Origin of the sequence: Clostridium facile (assembly GCF_014297275.1) — a bacterium.
In the GTDB taxonomy this organism is placed as follows: Bacteria; Bacillota; Clostridia; order Oscillospirales; family Ruminococcaceae; genus Massilioclostridium; species Massilioclostridium facile.
The window spans coordinates 695,750-715,364 of record NZ_JACOQK010000001.1 but is presented as its reverse complement, the minus strand read 5'-3'; the positions used below and the strand labels follow the sequence as shown (position 1 = coordinate 715,364).

Below are 19,615 nucleotides of genomic sequence, written 5' to 3'. Positions count from 1 at the left end.
TTCTAAAAGGATACTGCCAAGAGTTCCACTATTGATACCCCTTGTTCCATAACATAGAAATGGACAATCGTCATACAGAAAACTCTCTGCCATAAAACATGCAGGGGGTGTCAAAATTCTTTTATTGACCAATACTATTAGTGGTTTTTTCCAATTTAAGCTATATAACAAAAACCTCCTAGAGTATTTTTATTCTAGGAGGTTTTTATTTTTTATTTGTAAATGATAAAGAAAATTATCACGGAAGGATAAATTTCAAACTAGTATTATTATATTCTACAAAATTTGATCTAATGCCGCAAATTGTTTTGAGGCCTGCTGTATGAGTTCATCTGGCTGGAAAGGTGGCATTTGCTCTAATTGGTCTGCCATCTGCTGTGGGTCTATTGTTTTTAAGTCATGTAACTCTAATACGAACTGGCTTGGTACATCTGCCAAAGTGTTTCTGGTTTTAAAATCATAGATAATAGGCAGCACTTTTTTCCCTGCAAGCCATCCTAAAATAATACTATGGAACCTAGTCCCCACTATAATTTCCGACTCATAAAACAGCGAGCAACATTCTTCTAAGTTAGTATCATAAAAATAAGTGGACAGGTTTTCCTGATATTCGGATGGAATTTTTCCTATCATCCGTTGGATTGCGGTTTCATCTCCTTGCATTTTACAGAAGGAAACAAATTGAACCAAATAGCCTTTTTTCAAGTAACAAATTGCAAGATTTTGAAGGAAAGTTTCATAGTCCTTTTGATATTGGCAAATGCTGTACTTCCCTCCCCTATCCTTGAGGTCAATAGCGGAAATCAAAACTTGTTTTTTTGTAGGTGGACGATGCTTTGGTTGGTAGTTAAAAACAACATCTGGTGCCCAAGTGATATTATTGTGATTTGGAAACAAATTTTTTGAATACTGGTCCCGAAAGCAAATCCCTGTATATTGGCGGAATAGTTGTTCATACTGCTGGTAGTATTCTGGATTCTCATAAGGGCCAAAATTCGCACCAATTACAAATATTTTTTTACTATCCCGAACTAAGCGAGAATCTGCCTGATAAAAATTGCTCCAATCATCAAAATGTTGTACAAATACAGACCCACCAATATGAACAACCGCATCGGAACCGCGAACTATATCATCTCGGTTCCAAGTCTTTTTGAAAATACCGTCTCGAAAGGTAACCGTCTTGTTTGGTGGTGCAATAACAGATAAATTGGTTATATCCTGGTACCTGTGTTGATAGGATTCATCCGCAAACACAAAAAATTTTACTTTGGGATACCGTTTGCACAACAGTTTTACCATCAGGTCATCTCCTAGATTTCCTGCCATATACGCATGGATATATACTTTTTTCAATTATGCCATTTCTCCTTTTTTCTTGTTGAGATATTTAGTATTCCAAAATAAGGAATATTCATACTTTTTCCCTCAAAGGGAAATTGTCTAACATAGACTGTTTTTTTGGGGATTTTAAAGCTTATTTTTCCTATTTTTCAGTTGAACGAAAAGGTATACATTTATTGCAAATTACAGCAATTGATATCTTGGATTACAACAATAAAACCACTTGACAATAAGATACCTGGTTTTCCGTATTTTTTCATCACATAGTACTGTGGTATGGAATTGTTGACACTACCACTAATTTGTATTGTGGTATTCCATTACACCCAATCACTTCAACCGGTCAATCCTGATTGTGATTTTGTTCGCTATATTGGTCATACATAAGGGTTCTGTCTTATTCCAATTATATCTTGTTTATTATAACAGAACTGTTTTTTATGCTCAAGTTTTTTCGAATATGTTTCCATAACTAGAAATTTGTTTGGACATTTTAGAAAAATTAACTGGCTCAAATCAAAAGAAAAAACTGAAAATTAACCAAAAAATAAAACATAGGATTGACAATAAAAAATTTTTCCCTTATAATGGAGAACAGGATGATATGTTAGGTATCTAACAGATAGGTTCCTAACAAAATGGAGGAAAAATAAATGGTAAAATCGAATATTGATGATAAAAACCATGCTGGTAGACTGATTCACATGCTCTCCCATCAATTAAAACGTCAAAGTTTTATAAACGAAGTGGATTGCGGCCTTACAACAGCTCAAAAACATGTTTTGGAATACATCTTAATGGAATCTTTAACTAGGGATGTTTACCAAAAAGATATTGAGGAAAATTTTAAAATACGTCGTTCCAGTGCCTCTGGAATGTTACAGCTTTTAGAGAAAAACGGTTTTATCCAACGGGAAAGCGTCAAACAGGATGCCCGACTGAAAAAGATTATCCCTACCAAAAAGGCAGAAGCGATACGCAGCGTTATCCAAGAAAATATCAACGAGATGGAAACCCAATTACGGGAAGGGATATCTGACACAGATTTTACCATTGGGATGGATGTATTGCGTCAAATGCTTTATAATCTTTCGAAAAATGAAAATAAAATGGAATCTTCTAATATTGGTACCAAACAAGGGTATTAAAGATGAATCCGCCAAAAATGCTTTAACACCACCTTTGATAAACTAGCACTGAAACGATTTTTTTAATAGAAATTTTTAGACAATACTCTTTAAAGCATATTTGAAGTTACAGAAATTCTATAAAAATATAGCGTATAGGAGGTATAGGAATAAATGAAACGAACAATCTTTCAATCCATACGGGAATACAAAAAACAATCTATTTTAGCGCCTGTTTTTGTAGTTCTAGAAGTACTAATGGAAGTATTAATTCCATTGCAGATGGCAAAAATTATTGATGTAGGGATGGCCGGAGACGGCAATCTGCCATACATTATTAAAATGGGGATTATCCTTGTTGTAATGGCAATGTTAGCATTAATATTTGGCGCAGTTGCCGGAAGGTTAGCAGCACAAGCTGGGGCTGGTTTCGCAAAAAATCTGCGACACGATATCTTTTACAAAATACAAGATTTTTCTTTCCATAACATCGACCATTTCTCCACATCCGGGTTGGTTACCAGGATGACAACCGATATTACCAACGTACAAATGGCATACATGATGACCATACGCTTGATGGCAAGGGCGCCTATTATGATTATCCTCTCTTTGATTATGACGCTGACCATCAACGCTCAAATTGCGTTAATTCTGTTGATTACTATTCCAATTTTAGGCGGAATTTTGATTTTCATCGCTAAAAAGGCACATCCCCACTTTATTAAAGTGTTTGATGAATATGATGTGTTGAATAACTCGGTACAGGAAAATGTAAACGCTTCCAGAGTAGTAAAAGCATATGTGCGGGAAGACTATGAAATTGAAAAATTCCACGGTATTTCCAAAGTTGTATTTAATCTGTTTACCAAAGCAGAAAAAATTGTCGCATGGAACTCCCCTGTTATGCAGTTTACCATGTATGCGGTTGTACTGCTAATGGTATTGATTGGAGGAAAAAGTATCATCTTCCAAACCATGGAGACTGGTGAACTAACTAGCGTGATTGTATATGCACTGCAAATCCTTATGTCGTTGATGATGGTCTCCTTTGTATTTGTTATGATTATGATTGCAGAGGCTTCTGCTGACCGTATTAAAGAAGTACTCAACGAAGTTCCAGAAATGCAGAACCAGCCTAACGCACAAAAAACCGTGAAAAATGGGGATATTGACTTTGACCATGTGGACTTCAGCTATGCTGGAGAAGGCGGAAACCTTTCCTTAAAGGATGTGAACCTGCATATTAAATCCGGTCAGACCATCGGGATTATCGGTGGAACCGGAAGCGCAAAATCCACTCTGGTACAGCTGGTCCCAAGATTGTATGATGTGACAAAAGGCTCGGTAAAAGTTGGCGGTGTTGATGTACGGGAATACGATTTGGAAGCCCTGCGTGACCAAGTTTCCATGGTATTACAGAAAAATGTACTGTTTACCGGAACGATTTACGACAACATCCGCTGGGGTGATGAAAACGCCAGCAATGAAGAGGTTCAGCGTGTTTGTAAACTGGCACAGGCAGATGGGTTTGTACAGGAATTCCCGCGAGGGTACCAAACCAAAATTGTGCAAGGCGGTAACAATGTTTCCGGTGGACAAAAACAGCGGCTTTGTATTGCCAGAGCATTGCTAAAAAAGCCAAAAATCTTAATTTTAGACGATTCTACCAGTGCGGTTGATACTAAGACAGATGCTTTAATCCGGAAAGCATTTCGAGAAGAAATTCCAAACACCACAAAAATTATCATTGCCCAGCGAATTTCTTCCATAGAGGATGCGGACCAGATCATCGTCATGGATGATGGAAAAATCAATGGCATTGGCACCTCGGAAGAACTGCTAAAAACCAATGAAATTTACCGTGAAGTATATCTGTCCCAAGTAAAAGGAGGTGAGGATGATGAAAAATAAAGCAAAAAGCTACCAAAACAACCTAAAAACCGCAAAACGGCTTTTAAAATATGTAACTGGAAAACACAAGGTTGCTTTGGTTGCAGTATTTATTTGTATTATTATCAGCTCGATTGCCTCAATCTCGGTTTCTCTCTCTTTAAAATTCCTGTTGGATGATTTTATTGTACCTTTGATTGGCAATACCGACCCAAACTTTAGGGAACTATATATGGCCTTGGCTGTACTGGGAACCATCTTTTTATTAGGCGTAATTGGAACCTTTGTTTATACCCGCTTAATGGTTAATATTGGGCAGGGTGTATTAAAACGGGTCAGGGACGATATGTTTGAACACATGCAAACCCTCCCTATCCGGTATTTTGACCAGCACACCAACGGTTCGATCATGAGCCTTTACACCAACGATACCGATACCCTCCGCCAGATGATTGCCCAAGCGCTGCCACAGGTGTTAATGTCCCTTATTACGATTGTTGTTACCTTTATTTCAATGTTGGTACTCAGTCCACTGTTGACTATCCTTGCCGTTGTTATGATTGGTATCCTGATATTAGTCACCAAAAAAATCGGTGGTAAAAGCGGAAAATACTTCATTAAACAACAGATGGATATTGCGGATGTAACCGGATTTGTGGAAGAACGGATGAATGGCCAAAGGGTTATTAAAGTATTTAACCATGAACGGATTTCAGAAGAAGAATTTGACCAGCTCAACGAAAAACTCTATGTCAGCGCATCCAATGCAAACAGTTTCGCCAACATGATGGGGCCTATTATCGGCAACATCGGAAACCTGCAGTTTGTTCTGACCGCTGTATTAGGCGGCGCCCTCTCGGTTGCGGGAATTGGGGGCATCACCCTTGGGGTAATGGCTTCCTACCTACAATTCACCAAAAGCTTTACCCAACCGTTTATGCAGGTAGCGCAACAGTTTAACTCCATCATCATGGCGTTGGCTGGTGCGGAACGTATTTTCCAAATGATCGATGAACAACCAGAAGTCGATGACGGCTATGTTACCCTGGTAAACGCTAAAAAAGCAGCGGATGGAACCCTGACAGAATGTACGGAACGCACTGGTGTATGGGCATGGAAACACCCTCACCACGATGGTACGGTTACCTATACCGAGCTAAAAGGCGATGTGCGGTTCTATGATATGACATTTGGTTACACCGACGATAAAATTGTCCTCCACGACCTGACACTCTACGCAAAACCCGGCCAAAAGCTGGCGTTTGTTGGTTCAACCGGCGCAGGGAAAACAACCATCACCAACCTGATCAACCGCTTTTACGATGTACAGGATGGGAAAATCCGTTACGATGATATCAACATTAATAAAATCAAAAAAGCTGATTTACGTCGCTCTTTAGGAATTGTATTACAGGATACCCACTTGTTTACTGGTACCATTATGGATAATATCCGCTATGGCAAACTGGATGCCACCGATGAGGAAGTATATGAAGCCGCAAAACTTGCCCATGCGGACCAGTTCATCAACATGTTGCCAAACGGTTACCAGACTATGCTGAGCGGGGATGGCGAGGAACTCTCTCAGGGGCAGCGGCAGTTGCTTGCCATTGCCAGGGCAGCGGTTGCGAACCCACCGGTTTTAATCCTGGATGAAGCTACTTCCAGTATCGATACCCGTACCGAAAGCATTGTACAGAAAGGGATGGATAACCTGATGAAGGGGCGTACTGTATTCGTCATCGCCCACAGGCTTTCCACCATCCGGAACAGCGACGCGATTATTGTACTGGAACACGGCAGGATTATCGAACGTGGTACCCACGACGAACTGTTGTCGCTAAAGGGAACCTATTACCAGTTATATACCGGAAAACTGGAATTATCCTAACCATAAAAACAGCAATATGGCTGATAGTACAGCACCATCTATTTTGTTAGATGGTGCTGTTTTTGTTGATTAGGGAAACCACCGGCTATGCCGGTGGAGGTGCCTCGTAAAAAAGCTTTCGCTTCAAGTATCGAGCGAAGCGAGCTACTAACAAGCAATCTAGCAAGTTTATCAAGCTCGGAAAGAAGCATAAGTGCCCGTTTACGGGCGGCGGAGCAGTGAAAGAATGTTCAGTGCGTCTTTAGATGCCCGCCAGTAAAATGCCCTTCTAGGGCTAGTGCATACCACCAGTTCAACTGGTGGTTTTGATTGATGTCTTTCGACGAAGAAAAATCCCCCAGTTTTACCGAGGAAAGAAAAAGAGCAGTATTAACGACGAGCTTTATGTAAGCTGAAAAAGGCTTTTTTATCTACCCCTGGTGGGTTGTTAAGCTTAAAGACAGACAAGGAAACCTCCCCTGGCTATTACCGCAACAGAGGAGGTTTTGTGTATCTGTAATCTTTTATTCCCCGTACAGGAATTTTTTTAGAATTTTGGCGTTTTCATTAAAGTTTACCGCATACATACTCCTGCCACCCATCCCTTTCATACTGCCATAGGTGCCGGATACTGGGACGGTCATCTCCTCTGTCTGGGATTTTACATATTTGGGTGCTAACATCAGAAGGCTGGTAATTTCGGATTCCTTTAAATTGGTCTGTACCAGGGGGAGAACCCGGTTTAACAGGTTGTTCAATTCCAGTAGATCTAAGTGTTTTACCTGATTCATGGCCGCCTGGATCACGGTGCGTTGCCGTTCCACCCGTCTCCAATCGCTGTCAATATACCGGCAGCGGGCGTATAGCATGGCGGTTGCCCCATTCAGATGGTTTTCCCCCGGTGTTACCCTCTGTACCTGGTTGGCAATCCCCATCTCCCGGATGTGGTCTTCCGCATAGGTTCCTTGAGGATAGTTGATATAATCGGATTCCGCCTGGCTCAGGCTGATGGTAACCCCTCCCACGGCGTCAATCCCCTCCATAAAGGTACTGATATTCACCCGGATGTAACGGGTGACATCGATTTTATAGCATTCCCGGATTTCCCGCATCATCAGGTCTGCTCCACCATACCGGAAGGTGTGGGTAAGCCAATCATATTGCCCTTTGTACTGCCCTGCCAGGATGGGGACGGCGGTTGCCCGCTCAAAACTCACCAGTTTTAATTTGCCATCCTTTTTGTTCACCGAAAGCAGCATGCAGGTATCTCCACGGGCGTTATTGCTGAAGGTTTCGCTGCGTTCATCTGTTCCGATGAGCAAGATGTTGAACACATCCTCCGAGCCGAAAATCTCCCCTTCCGCCTTTACTGTATCCTGCTGCTCCAAACCGGAGGTGAGCTGCTCCATCTCGGAAGCGCCGTCCTGGAACTCACTGGCAGTGGGGTCGATGGGTTCGGTTTGGGATACCGTCCCGTCGCTGTACTGCATCAGGGACAATTTGGAATGGTAATACCCATATACCACTCCAAACACCCCTACCACCGAAGCGAGGATGATCAGTAATACCCCGATAAAGCCAGATTTCCATTTCGTTTCCTGTTTGCTCATGATTTCCTCCTTGAAGATGAATCTATTTCAATTTGTGCCAGGTTCTTTTTTGTGATCTGCCAAAGCCGTTCCTGTTGGGAAAGTAGCCTATCCCATGTTTCCATTGGGTTCCGCTCATACACCTGTTCAAACTTGGCCACAATCCGCTGGGCAAGGTGATCCACATCCGCAGTCAGTTCCACATACCAGTCAGTTGCCTGGATATCCTCCAAAAACCACTTCATTTTATCGTGGGTGCCCAGGGATATCAGGGCACAGTTTAAGCCAAAAGGAATCATTTGGGAGTGTCCCCGCATCCCCAGCACAACATCCATCCTCTGGTAAAACGAAATCAGCTTATGGGGCAGCCAGAAAGCGGCGTTGACCACCTGGCATCTGACCCCCTCCCGTTGGAGATATTCCACAAATTTGCCATCCACCTCACAATGGAGGAGATAATACAGCCGGTACCCCTTTTGCTCCAGGGCTTTTGCCGCCTTTGCCACCTGTTCCAGAATTGTCCGCTTGTTCGCGCCGAACCGCAGCTCCTCCCGGTCAAACGCCATATTGAGGGCGATGTTTCCGGTTTGTTGTTTCCTGGGCAATTGGTACAGCTTGCGGATCAATGTCGTGGTACAAGGCTGGTATTGGATTTTGGAACCGAAGGGTTCCCCCACCAGGTTTTGGATTGCTTGGATGCTGCCATAGTTCCGCAATCCTACAAATTCGGCTTTTTGTAACAGCAGTTTTAGGTTCTCCACAAACGCAATGTTGTTCTTTTGCCCCCTAAAATTGTTAAATCCAACCGAATACACCACAATGGGCACTTGGATTTGCTGTAGCAACTGAGGGGAAATCGCCCACTGCCATCCACTTTTGCTGTTGGGGTTGGTGTCCGGCAAAAACAACCCGCCTCCGCCGATAATCAGTTTTTCGGTGGAATTGATCCGTTCCACCACCTCCTGGGTGACTGGTTGGCTGACGGTTTGGATATTCCACCCTTTTGGGGAATCCAGCTCGAAGGTTTTCCGCACGCACTGAGACAGGACAGTATCCCCTACATTGCCGGCGACATCATAGGTCACATGGGTATACCTGGGGGAAATTCCAATTTTCCGCTCTTTGAGGCGGTATAGCCGGTTGCGGATGGGATGGTAGATTTCCCGCCCTCTGTAATAGGCAAACCGTTTGATTTTAGGAATGAGTTCCATGGTTTCCCTCCCTGGATTTGATTTTTTTGAAAAACTGGAACAAATGGTTCCGGAACACAAATAAAAAGAGAATAAAACCGATACCAATGAGCAGGTAACGGAGCAACGGCCTAGTATAACTGAACATGAGCATACCGGAAACAACCGTTGTCACCCCCAGGGAGAGGAACAGGAAGGAATCCTGATACAGCCTGACCTTGAGGATGCGGCGGGTGATGAAAAAATGGATGAACAGCAGGGCGGTATAGCTGGCAAATGTGGTGTAGGCTGCCGCGATATATCCGAATAGCGGAATAAAAATGGCGTTTAGCCCAATGTTGAGCAGCGCGGCGAAAATCGTCCCCCTGGAAACGTATTTGGTTTTTTTCAGGTGCATCTCAATATTCACATAATGGGTGTAGATGTACTGGCAGATAATCCCCAGTACAATCGGAGGCACACACCATATCCCTTCCGCATACTGTTCCCCGCCTAAAATCCGGATTGCCTCAGGGGCAAACCCGATACATGCCAACCCGATAAAACACCCCAGCAGAATAACCGGCTTGACGTTTTTACGGATGGCGTCAAAATTCCTGGCAAAATAATTGTCGTGGAACCAGGGCAGCCAGCCTTCCGCCACAGCGTTTGTCACAATCGAGAGCAACAGCCCGTAATTGGCGGATAAGCTGTACAGCCCCGTCACCTCCGGCCCACAGATTTTCGAGATAAACAGCCGGTCAGACTGGGAAAGGATATTCATGGAGATGGTATGTACCACCAGCGGACCGGAAAGCGCCAAACCATACTTCCAATATTCCCGACGAAAACGGATCTGACCTTTCCACAGGGAGCGTATCCAAAATACCGCAGAAAGCGCCACTGTGGGCAGGATAATCCCGATCACCCGGGCAATATATTTGTTGTTGTCCACAGAGAGTACCAATACCAAAGAGATGGCTACCGTTGTCAAGGCGGTGTACCAGGCAATGGCGATGTTCTGCTTATACTGGTACTGGTAGCGGTACCCATTTTGCACAAAGGCAATTGCCGGGGAAAAAAACAGGTAGACTACCAACAGCACCACCAGCAATGGGTCCAGCTCTAAAAAACGGGAGACCGGTTTTAAAAACACCAGCAGTACCAGGGAAATTCCTCCGGTTACTACTGCGGAAAGCAGCTGCATGGAACTGATGTATTCCTCCAGCTTACCGGGAAAATCCAATTTGGCACGCCCGATGCTGTACGTCAGGTTTAAGGTGCAGAAGGTAAGGAGCAGGGCGTACCAGGAACTAAAGGTGGCGGTAATGCCATAATCGGTCTGGGATAGGATGCGGGTAAAAATCGGGGTGGTGAGAAGCGACACCGCCTTGACCATCACCGAAGAAACCACATACCACAGCCCCGCTTGAAAAGCGATATTTTTATCCTGGCTCATGGCTCCTCCAACAACTGTTCCACAATCTCCCGGATAACGCCCTGCCCGCCTTTGGCGGAGGCGATGTAATCCGCCGCCTGCTGTACGCAGGGCATGGCGTCAGAAGGGCAGCAGCCATAGCCAACAGTCTGTATCGCTTCCAGGTCATTGATATCGTCCCCCACATACACCACTTGTTCCAGAGAAATTCCATATTTCTCACAGCGCTTCTGGATGGCGGCCAGCTTATCCTTACAGCCGGATTCCAAAAAATCCAGCCGCAATTTATCCGCCCGCCGTTGGTTCAGCTCTACTTCCTCGCTGGTGATGATACCGGTGATAATCCCTTTTTCCCGTAGCATCCCAAACCCCATGCCGTCCCGGGTGTTGAATTTTTTCAGCTCGTCCCCCCGCTCGGAGTAGTACATTCCCCCGTCGGTCAGGCAGCCGTCGCAGTCGGTGAGGAACATACGGATATTGGAAGGACGCCTGATAAGAACAGGGTTGTTTTTCCGCATCAATGCTTCCACAATCGCCCAATCCCTTGGTTCGTCCACCTCGAAAAAACTGTCCTCATCCATTTCCACCGCCTTGATTTTTCCGGAAACACGGTTTTGGGTGCGAAGCAAATCCTCCCGGGAACAGATGTAAAACGCCCCGTTTTCCACCAGATACCCCTCAAATTCTTGCCTGCGGGGTCGCTGGAATACATCGTAGTTGGTAGGCAGGGCAAACCCGTTGTTTACCTTCCACTGGAACCGCTTTTGCCGTACCACCGAAACAATGCTGTCCGTGCCATCTGTTTGCAATGCCTGGAACCCGTTGGTCAAATCCTGGCTGGACAGCAAGGGGGATGTTGCCTGGACAAGGGCGATGTTTTCAAACTCGTGCTGTTGGGCAAATTCCAGCATCACCGATTCGGTGGAGGCGGTATCGGTGGCAGTTTCCTCGCTCCTGCCCACCACCTCCAGTTTGGAGAACAGTTGTGGTTCTTTGGCTTGGAACTGTTCCACCACCTGTTTGATCTCCTGGCTTTCGGTGGAAATATAAACACGGTCAATCTGGGGGCACTGGCAGGCGGCTTTCGCGGTCCAGTAAACCAATGGTTTCCCACAGATTGGCTTGATGTTTTTCATGGGAATGGATTTGCTTCCACCCCGTACTGGAATTAACGCGATATTCATATAGAACCCTCTTTTTGTATGGTTTCCCTGCCATAATCATCCTGGTAGCGGATGATGTCATCCTCCCCGAAATAGTCCCCAATCTGCACTTCGGTGAGGATCAGGGATTCGGTTTTATCCAGATTGGCAAGCCGGTGTTTGCAGGTTTTGGGAATGAACAACGTGGTGCCACAGCGCACGTTCCGATAGGATTCCCCTATCTGCACCATCCCTTTCCCATGGACTACAATCCAGTATTCTTCCCTATGATTGTGAGATTGGAGGCTGAGCTGTTCCCCCGGGTTCACCGAGATAATTTTGGACTGGTAAAAATCGTTGAGTACGGTAGTTTTGTAGAATCCCCAAGGACGGTGATACACCTCATAATCCACAACGCCTTCATCCAGCTGGAAAAAGTCATAGTTCAGATCCGCTCGGATATCCTGTAACAGCAGAGCGTGCATCTGTTTTTTGGTGATGATGTTTACCAGATGGCCGTAGGCGTCCACAATCGGGATAAAATCAATCGACTGGTTTTTGAACAGCTCTCCGGCAACTGAAATGGGCTGGGTATTTTTTAGGCTTTTGCAGGCGGTTTGATAAACCCCTTGAATTGACTGCCCCACCAACGCCCCTTTGATGAGCGCGCGGCGGATATCTCCATCCGTGAGGGTTCCCAACACTCTGAGATGGTAATCCGTTACGATTAAAAAGCCTTTGGTGTTGTGGTCAATCCGCTGTAACGCCTCCAGCAGCGTATCGGTGGGTTCCACCAGATAATCTGTTAGCCTGCTGTTCATTCCAAATCCCCCTTTGCCCCTTATCTGGGGCGGTATTTTAGTTTTTCCCGCTGCACCTGTTCAATGGGGAGGACTTCCTCCTCTTTGTAGGTTAGGGCCTGCTGGGTGTGGTGCAGTTCCCCCACCAGTTTGCGCAGATCCTCCGGTTCCAAAGAAGCGGCATGGTCGGTGCCTTTCCAGCTCCTGTCCAGGGTATAATGGCGTTCTATCAAATCCGCCCCCAAAGTATAGGCGGCGATATCCACCCCAATCCCCAGATGGTGGCCGGAAAATCCAATGGCTTTGACACGGTTGCCATACTCTTTGCGCATGCGGGTAATCTCCAAAAGGCAGACATCTTTGTATGGCACAGGATAGCCGGAAGTACAGTTGAACAGCACCAAATCCTTGGCACGGCGGTTCTTTTCAAATAGCCGTACAATCTCTTTTTCCTCCTGGCGGGTGGTCATCCCAAACGAAAGCTGGATTTCCCCCTGATAATGGTCGCACAGCCACTGGAGCATCTCGTAGTTGTTGTTGCAGGCGGAGGGGATTTTGATGAACTCGGGTTGGAGGGAAGCGATTTCCTGGGCGGAAGTTAGATCCCACACAGAGGTGGAGTAGATCACGCCGTATTCCTCACACCATTTTTTTAACTGGGCGTGCTGCTCCAGGGTGAACTCCAGGTATTCACGGTGTTCCCCGTAGGTTGCCCCGTAGGAATTGACTGGGTTGGGGTGAGGGGCGTTGTACTGTTCGGGGGTGAGTAGCTCCCGGTTATTCCGCTTTTGGAATTTTACCGCATCTACCTTGCAGTAAACCGCCGCAATCTGGATGAGCTGTTTCGCAACCTCCATTTCCCCCATGTGGTTGCATCCGGCTTCGGCTATGACAATTGGTTTTTGATACATATAACTACCTCCGTATTTGATTGAAGTTGGTGGCTGCCTGGTTTGGAATAGGAACAACACAGTACACCGGGGCAGCGCAGGCAAACAAAAGATAATAAATGGTGTACTGGAAGGTGTGGTAAAGCCAGCCCTCGGTGGTGTATAGCACCAACATGGCGAAAAAGCAGAGGGAGGCTACCAGTAAAATCCTGTTGCTGGTAGTGTGGTAGGCGGTAAACCGTTTGCCAATGAGGAACCACACCGCCACAAAGCAGCTAACCCCCAGCAGCCCTGCCTGCATGGTGATTTCCAGAAAATAGCTGTGGGCGGAAACCAGAGTTCCACTGGTGATGTCAAACGGAATTACTGTCAGCCTACCTCCCGCAATTGTCCCCTGCCCCAACCAAAGGTGTTGACGGATGATCCGAAATGCTTCGTCCCAAATCCCCGTCCTACCGGAAAAAGTCAGGTCTTTTTTGAGTATCTTTTCCACTAGGTAGGGAAACCATTCTTGCACCCGGAACACCACAATGCTCACAAATACAACAATGTACAACAGCACCAGCCAGAAAAATAGCCTTTTATGGAATCGGGGATATTTGAGAACCGCCACCGTTACAATACTCAGGTACGCCACCGCACCGCCCACTACGCCGGTAGCCGTCCAGGAAACCACAACGCTTCCATAAGCAAGGGTGATTATGGCAAAGTTCCACAGGGTCAGCCTTCCGTGGCGGGCGAATGAGTTCACCGCTACCACCAGCATGTAGGGTACCATGTAATAGGGCAGTTCGTTATCCGACACCAGTAGGTTATAATTGTTCCCACTGGTGGGAGATACCCCAAAATAATCCGGCTTTACCAACTGGAAAAACAGATTGAGCAGAATCAGCAGCCCCATAACGTACTGGATGGTATTGAGCACCATCATAGGGTCAATCTGAAAAAACAAATCCATAAGCAACAAAAATGCCGCCAGCTGGATACTGTAATAGATGGCGTAAGCCAACGGTTTTCCGGTGTGGTAGGTGCTGTACACCATAATGGCGACGAACAGCAGCAAAAACCAAGTGATACTGGAGGGCATCCGCTGCTGCCAGATGTAAAGCAGCAGAATAAACGCCAGTTCAACGGCACAAAACCATTTGGGAACCAATCCGGTATACAAGTTGACCTGAATGAGGGGGAGGAACAATGCCCCAAAGAGGAACGCATATGGATTGAGCCTGCGTTTGAGCAAATTCATCTTGTCCCCTCCTTTTGTAGCATTAGGTGAAAAGCTGTTCTAGTTCCCCGATGGTTTCCGGAAGTTTTACCATCCCTTCAAAGCATGCGGCAAAATGGTCCAGCTCCACCTTGAAATCATGGGATATCTCCTGGGGTTCCACCAATTTTGCCAGCGAGATGGTGGGGATACCATAAAAAACCGAGGATGTAATCAACGTTGTTGTGGTAAACCCTACCACACACCTTGGAAGCTGTTCCAGCTGGCTGAATAGCTGCTCCTGAGCTGTTTGATAATCGGTATCCATCACACAATCCAACGATTGGTATCTGGTTATAGTATGTTCCCTGGGATGGGGTTTAAACACCACCGGAATGTTTTTTTGGCGGCAAAAATCACAAATATGCTGGTATAGCTTCAGGTCGGCATCCTGTTGGAGCTGCCCTGTAGTATGGTAAAGCTGGTTGCTGATCACCACAGCTTTTTCGTACTGCCGCTTTAATTTTGAGGAAACTGGGGTGTTTTGCAACTGGAAGGCTTTCCGGTAAAAATGGGATACCTGCCAGTTGGGAAGAAATTTTACCCGCACCCCAGGCAGCAGCAACGGACGTTCTTCCAGCCGGTGGCTCCGCTTGAGCAGATGGTTCCGCAGCGGGTTGAAAACCCCGTATTGAAGCAGCCCACACAAAAACGGTTTCCAGCTATGGGTGTTGTGGAAAATCTCCTTTGCCCAGCCCCAGGGGGAACGCATATACGCCCCAAGGCCCTCGTCAATCACCACCCCAATAGCAGACCTGCCCCAAGCATCTTCCAGCTTGGACATCAGCCAGTATTGAGGGGCCACCGGAGATAAAAAGAAAACGTTATCCTGGCGGGGCCGATTCCAAAAAAAACGGTAGTAGCAAAGTTTTGCCCGCAGTTTCTGGGGAAACGTTTTTGCCACAGAACGGGTAGTAACCCAAAGGATGTTCAGTTGGACCCCTTTTATCGCGGGGATTGTTATGTTTTCCAACGCTTTTCCGTAACCCTGTGGAACTAAAATCAAACCATTGACCCTTTTGTGCTCCTGTTGCTGTTGAAGGACAAAGGAAAGCACCCCATAATAGTGCCAGGGGGTTGTGATGAACGCCATCAGGTTGATCCCTTTACTCCGGTACTGCTGCAATAATTCTTCAAAAGAAACCACTTCCTGTCCCATATTAACCCTCTTCTGGCGGGAATACCCGGCTCAACTGCTCCAAGTAGGCATATCCATGTTTTTCATCTGGTTCCAGGTACGCCCCTTCCGCCCACTCGTTCCAAGCATTTAAAAAGATTACTGGCTGCTGACCGCTGCGCAGCACCTTTTCTTTTAGTTGGGACAGATAGCAGTAAAATTTTTCCGGCGTTGCCCCCAGATGAACCAATCCGGTTTTGGTGCGGGCGGTATTATCCCAATCCACAAATGCCCCTTCAATCAACTTTGGGGAGGGTTTGGAACGGATTATCCGTTCCCACATCCGGTCATAATCCAACCTGGCCTGTTTCTTTTCCGCTGGCTGGCGTTTGTGTTTGACCGCCTCAAACAAGCGTTCCACCATCCATTGGCAGTGGATGGGCTTTAAACCGCGGTAGGCAGCTTGTAGGCGACGAAGTTTTTTCATTTTTTCCTCAGTGTACGCCATAGCAAAAAAAGGATGGAATTTAATCTGATAGGAAAAACGCCCCATCTGGTAGGAAGGGGAAAAATACCAGTTGGGATTTTGGATCATAAAACAAATTCCAGGGAACCCCTGTTTTTGCATCTCGGTTTCCCAATACTCCAGCATCTGGTCCACCTGTGGAATCTGTTCCGGTTTGTAGATGAGGAATACCGGCTTACCGTCTAAAGTGATATACCGCTTGTCTCGGAAAAATGGGAGCAAATACTCCAAATGGGATTTCCATTCCTTTTTGCCGCCGTAATCCTGGGCGACAATTAGTTCCTGATTGCCGCCGTCCCAGTTCTTCGTCCAATTCTCGTTTGCCCAGCTAAAGCAGAATGGAATGGTAACCTCAGGGTTTGCCAACATTTGTTCCGCTGGTTTTTCCAGCAGCTTTTTGCCGTTCTGGAACCAGTAGTGGTAGTAACAGAACCCAAACACCCCATGCCGCTGCGCCAAATCCGACTGCCAGATTTTCACTTTGTCATCCATGAGGTTGTAGTAATTCTGGTTGAGGGGAATTTTCGGCTGGTAATGGTTTGGAAACAACGGCTTTGCCTTTTTGGTGTTGGTCCACTCGGTGAACCCTTTCCCCCAAAACCTGTCATTCTCCGGAATGGTGTGAAACTGGGGCAGATAATAGGCAATCACTTTTATCCCTTTTCCATCGTTAATCTCCGCCATGGATATCCCTCCTTTCAAACTTCCCTTGTTGTGGTGATTGCGGAGCAACCCCCATTGTTTTTGATGGGGGCTACCGGAAAGCTCTCGTTTGACATCACTTACCGGATCATCCGCAGCCTCAATTTTCAAAATTTGATTTTGTCGGCCCGCTTTGCCTGAAACCAATGTTTTTTGGCTGGATATTTCCAACGGCGTAGCAATGACTCCAAACCTCTTTGCGGGAAAATGATACCTCGTTGTCGGTTGCCTTGGGCAGCCCTCCGCTTGATTACGAACTGGTCTGGCAACCGTTTGGAAAACCAGTTTTTCCTTTTTTCCATTCCGTACTACCAACCAATTCTTGCTCTTTATCTATCCGGTTCCAACGCCTGCTTTAACCGATCCAAAAAGGCGGTGCCATACCGCAAATCCGGCTCCATATAGGCACCTTCCCCCCACTCGTTCCAGGAATTTAAAAAAATCAGCCTGTGTTCCGGCTGTTTGTGTGCTACCTGCCGCAGCGCCTGCTGAACCGCAACCGAAAAATTTTCCGGCGTCCTGTTGTAATAGATAATCGCCCGCCTCCCCGACCTTGGGGTGCGGTCCCACCCCGCCATCAGCTGTGGGTACACATTCTCTTTGGAGTCCTGGGAGGTATAAAAATTTCGGACAATTTTGCCATAATCGTATTTATCCAACACCATCCCAGGGGAAACCCTCCGCACCGCGCCGTGGAATGTTTTTTTCAGCTTTCCGCCGGTTTTAATTTCAGCGTATTTCCGGTTAACCGACTGGATAGCGTCAAACCCCATGGCAAAGTATTCCGCAAAACAATCCTCCACCGCTTGTTCCAAATTTGCCAGTTTGCCCGCATCCAACGGGGGGACGGATTCCGCCAGCGCCACAAAATGGAACCCTTTTAGCCCGTTTTGCTCCGCCAGATGGTTCCATAAGGCGAGGAACCTGCCACAATCCGGCATCCCTTTTGGATCGAAAACCACAAACAGGGGTTTGCCGTCCACCCGGATATACCGATGGTCCTGAAAAGCGGGAAGCATGGTTTGGAAATGCAGGATGTCATCCTGTTCCCCAGGGTATTCCTGCTTGAAAATAGTGGTATCCTGTTGCAGGGCTTTCCCCTTCTGCCAGGTTTTGGTGGACCAATCATGGTTTGCCCAGCCAAGGCAAAAGGGGTAATCCGGTTTTCCGGTTTCCAACACCCGCTGGAACGGCATCTCCAATACCCGTTTGCCGCCTCCAAACCAATAGTGCCAATAGCAGAACCCTTCTATTCCGGCATTGCGTGCCAGTTCCGCCTGGGCGATCTGTATCTGTTGCAGGCGCAAGTCATAAAACCCCAAATCCGCCGGCAGGTTGGGCTGATGGTGCCCTCGGAACAAGGGTTTTGCCTTTGTTACATTGGTCCATTCGGTGAAACCCTTCCCCCAATGTTGGTCATTTTCCGGGATGGGGTGGTATTGGGGAAGGTAAAACGCGATTACCCTGGCTTTTTTTCCGCTCATCTCCTGTAACCTTCTTTCTGTTTTGGGGGATGTTTTGATTGAATTGCTTCCTGATAAATCGCCATTAGTTTGGGATAGTGGGCAGTTCCGGTGTAGTATTTCTGATAGATTTGACGGGAACAATCTGAAAACATCTGCTCTTCCTCCGGTGTAAGCAGTTCCATTTTACGGATCGCCCCAGCCAGGCTCTCTTTGCTGCCATGGTGGAACAAAAATCCGTTTTCCCCTTCCCGAATCAACTCGGGAATACCGCCGATATCCGAACCGATGATAGGCCGCCCCAACATCAGGGATTCGATGGCGGAATACGGCCCATTCTCGTACCATTTGGAGGGGAGGACAACCGCTTTGGCGTTCCCCACTAGGTGAAACAGTTCCTGTCCAGAACGGAACCCCAAAAGTTGTATCCGGTGGGTTCCTTTTTTCCTCAGTACCTGTTCCAAATGCCCCTGTAATGGTCCAGTTCCTACAATCAATAGCTGAATCCCCGCCTGAATAGCGGAATGGATCAAGGTTAAAATTCCCTTTTCTTTGGAAAGCCGTCCAAAATACAGGTAATAGTCCCCCTTTTGATTAGGAGCTATTTTGGGTTGTTTCAAGTCCAAAAAATTGGGCAGATGCACCACTCGATCCGGATTGACTCCAAACTGGAGAAATTTGCGCCGGTAAAACTGGCTTGGGGTAATAATTTTATCAATAATATCGTATTTTCTGGTTGCCTGGTTAAAATAGGCTTCCATGGTTCCCAGCAGGCTTTTCGCGGTGGAATCCTTGATACATTTGTACCTGGTGCAGTTAAAATACCGCTTGCCTTTGCATCGCTCGCAGATTTTCCCGTGGGTCATCATCTGGTAATTGGGGCAGAGCATCTGCAAGTCATGGGCAGTATATACCACAGGGATACGGTATTTTTTCAGCACGTCCAAAATCGAGAGGGAAAGCTGGTGTTGGAAAATATGCAGGTGGGCAATATCCGGTTTTTCCTTCCGGATCAGCTGTTCCAGTTTTTGTTTTGCCTCCTGGGAATAGATCAGCTTGATCCCTAACTTCATCTGGCTGGCGATATTCTGCCGGGCATTGTAGTCGATGTTTTCCACAAAGTATCTTTCATAGGGAGAGGCGAAATTTTTGGGGTCTTTCATGGAAAAATCCACCACAGTATGGTGGTGCTGTTCCAATAGGCGTTTTAGGGCAAAATAATAGGTTTCACTTCCGCCTTTGATATAAAAAAACTTGTTTACCATTAAAATTTTCACAGCT

At 46.3% G+C, this 19,615-nt stretch carries 15 protein-coding genes; 3 read left to right on the top strand and 12 right to left on the bottom strand.

Features of this window, described 5'->3' with window-relative positions; translation table 11 throughout:
- Positions 1-276: 276 nt before the first annotated feature.
- Positions 277-1,356 carry a polysaccharide pyruvyl transferase family protein gene (locus tag H8Z77_RS02950; protein WP_186996145.1) on the bottom strand — a complete coding sequence of 360 codons (1,080 nt, stop codon included), beginning with the start codon at positions 1,354-1,356 and terminating at the stop codon, positions 277-279.
- A 641-nt stretch (positions 1,357-1,997) separates the two neighbouring features.
- Here H8Z77_RS02950 and H8Z77_RS02945 point away from each other — a divergent pair.
- The 3 genes from H8Z77_RS02945 (at position 1,998) to H8Z77_RS02935 (ending at position 6,255) form a co-directional block, all read left to right on the top strand.
- Complete coding sequence (locus H8Z77_RS02945) at positions 1,998-2,492, top strand: MarR family winged helix-turn-helix transcriptional regulator (protein WP_069988654.1); 495 nt, start codon at positions 1,998-2,000, stop codon at positions 2,490-2,492.
- A gap of 153 nt (positions 2,493-2,645) precedes the next feature.
- A complete protein-coding gene (locus H8Z77_RS02940; protein ID WP_069988652.1) occupies positions 2,646-4,385 on the top strand; it encodes an ABC transporter ATP-binding protein in 1,740 nt (579 codons plus the stop codon).
- A complete protein-coding gene (locus tag H8Z77_RS02935) occupies positions 4,375-6,255 on the top strand; it encodes an ABC transporter ATP-binding protein (protein WP_436231575.1) in 1,881 nt (626 codons plus the stop codon). Before H8Z77_RS02940 ends, H8Z77_RS02935 begins: the two co-directional genes overlap by 11 nt.
- 503 nt (positions 6,256-6,758) lie before the next feature.
- On the opposite strand, the gene H8Z77_RS02930 is transcribed toward H8Z77_RS02935, so the two are convergent.
- Genes H8Z77_RS02930 through H8Z77_RS02880 form a run of 11 tightly spaced genes read right to left on the bottom strand, consistent with a single transcriptional unit; the run spans position 6,759 to position 19,611 of the window.
- Positions 6,759-7,844 carry an LCP family protein gene (locus tag H8Z77_RS02930; protein ID WP_069988648.1) on the bottom strand — a complete coding sequence of 362 codons (1,086 nt, stop codon included), beginning with the start codon at positions 7,842-7,844 and terminating at the stop codon, positions 6,759-6,761.
- Positions 7,841-9,034 carry a polysaccharide pyruvyl transferase family protein gene (locus H8Z77_RS02925; RefSeq protein WP_186996143.1) on the bottom strand — a complete coding sequence of 398 codons (1,194 nt, stop codon included), beginning with the start codon at positions 9,032-9,034 and terminating at the stop codon, positions 7,841-7,843. Before H8Z77_RS02925 ends, H8Z77_RS02930 begins: the two co-directional genes overlap by 4 nt.
- Positions 9,018-10,451 (bottom strand): lipopolysaccharide biosynthesis protein, encoded by a 1,434-nt coding sequence (locus H8Z77_RS02920; RefSeq protein WP_186996142.1) that lies wholly within the window; start codon positions 10,449-10,451, stop codon positions 9,018-9,020. The genes H8Z77_RS02925 and H8Z77_RS02920 overlap by 17 nt, the downstream gene beginning before the upstream one ends.
- On the bottom strand, positions 10,448-11,614 hold the full coding sequence (locus tag H8Z77_RS02915) for an N-acylneuraminate cytidylyltransferase (protein ID WP_186996141.1): 1,167 nt from the start codon (positions 11,612-11,614) through the stop codon (positions 10,448-10,450). The genes H8Z77_RS02920 and H8Z77_RS02915 overlap by 4 nt, the downstream gene beginning before the upstream one ends.
- On the bottom strand, positions 11,611-12,393 hold the full coding sequence (locus tag H8Z77_RS02910; protein ID WP_186996140.1) for a CBS domain-containing protein: 783 nt from the start codon (positions 12,391-12,393) through the stop codon (positions 11,611-11,613). The genes H8Z77_RS02915 and H8Z77_RS02910 overlap by 4 nt, the downstream gene beginning before the upstream one ends.
- Positions 12,394-12,413: 20 nt before the next feature.
- A complete protein-coding gene (locus tag H8Z77_RS02905) occupies positions 12,414-13,283 on the bottom strand; it encodes an N-acetylneuraminate synthase family protein (protein ID WP_069988638.1) in 870 nt (289 codons plus the stop codon).
- 4 nt (positions 13,284-13,287) lie between these two features.
- Positions 13,288-14,508: an O-antigen ligase family protein gene (locus H8Z77_RS02900; protein ID WP_186996139.1), complete on the bottom strand. Its 1,221-nt coding sequence runs from the start codon at positions 14,506-14,508 to the stop codon at positions 13,288-13,290.
- 22 nt (positions 14,509-14,530) lie between these two features.
- The gene (locus H8Z77_RS02895; RefSeq protein WP_186996138.1) at positions 14,531-15,685 is read right to left on the bottom strand and encodes a polysialyltransferase family glycosyltransferase; all 1,155 of its coding nucleotides are present in this window, start codon (positions 15,683-15,685) and stop codon (positions 14,531-14,533) included.
- Between the two features lies 1 nt (position 15,686).
- Positions 15,687-17,186: a glycosyltransferase WbsX family protein gene (locus tag H8Z77_RS02890; RefSeq protein WP_286165405.1), complete on the bottom strand. Its 1,500-nt coding sequence runs from the start codon at positions 17,184-17,186 to the stop codon at positions 15,687-15,689.
- Positions 17,187-17,200: 14 nt separating this feature from the next.
- A complete protein-coding gene (locus H8Z77_RS02885; RefSeq protein ID WP_186996137.1) occupies positions 17,201-18,355 on the bottom strand; it encodes a glycosyltransferase WbsX family protein in 1,155 nt (384 codons plus the stop codon).
- Positions 18,352-19,611 carry a glycosyltransferase gene (locus tag H8Z77_RS02880; protein ID WP_186996136.1) on the bottom strand — a complete coding sequence of 420 codons (1,260 nt, stop codon included), beginning with the start codon at positions 19,609-19,611 and terminating at the stop codon, positions 18,352-18,354. The genes H8Z77_RS02885 and H8Z77_RS02880 overlap by 4 nt, the downstream gene beginning before the upstream one ends.
- Between the last annotated feature and the right edge of the window lie 4 nt (positions 19,612-19,615).

Coding starts and splice junctions, on each gene's coding strand:
- H8Z77_RS02905 (WP_069988638.1), bottom strand. CDS start 13,283: ATGTATCAAAAACCAATTGTCATAGCCGAAGCCGGATGCAACCACATG.
- H8Z77_RS02935 (WP_436231575.1), top strand. CDS start 4,375: ATGAAAAATAAAGCAAAAAGCTACCAAAACAACCTAAAAACCGCAAAA.
- H8Z77_RS02900 (WP_186996139.1), bottom strand. CDS start 14,508: ATGAATTTGCTCAAACGCAGGCTCAATCCATATGCGTTCCTCTTTGGG.
- H8Z77_RS02930 (WP_069988648.1), bottom strand. CDS start 7,844: ATGAGCAAACAGGAAACGAAATGGAAATCTGGCTTTATCGGGGTATTA.
- H8Z77_RS02910 (WP_186996140.1), bottom strand. CDS start 12,393: ATGAACAGCAGGCTAACAGATTATCTGGTGGAACCCACCGATACGCTG.
- H8Z77_RS02885 (WP_186996137.1), bottom strand. CDS start 18,355: ATGAGCGGAAAAAAAGCCAGGGTAATCGCGTTTTACCTTCCCCAATAC.
- H8Z77_RS02895 (WP_186996138.1), bottom strand. CDS start 15,685: ATGGGACAGGAAGTGGTTTCTTTTGAAGAATTATTGCAGCAGTACCGG.
- H8Z77_RS02945 (WP_069988654.1), top strand. CDS start 1,998: ATGGTAAAATCGAATATTGATGATAAAAACCATGCTGGTAGACTGATT.
- H8Z77_RS02915 (WP_186996141.1), bottom strand. CDS start 11,614: ATGAATATCGCGTTAATTCCAGTACGGGGTGGAAGCAAATCCATTCCC.
- H8Z77_RS02940 (WP_069988652.1), top strand. CDS start 2,646: ATGAAACGAACAATCTTTCAATCCATACGGGAATACAAAAAACAATCT.
- H8Z77_RS02920 (WP_186996142.1), bottom strand. CDS start 10,451: ATGAGCCAGGATAAAAATATCGCTTTTCAAGCGGGGCTGTGGTATGTG.
- H8Z77_RS02925 (WP_186996143.1), bottom strand. CDS start 9,034: ATGGAACTCATTCCTAAAATCAAACGGTTTGCCTATTACAGAGGGCGG.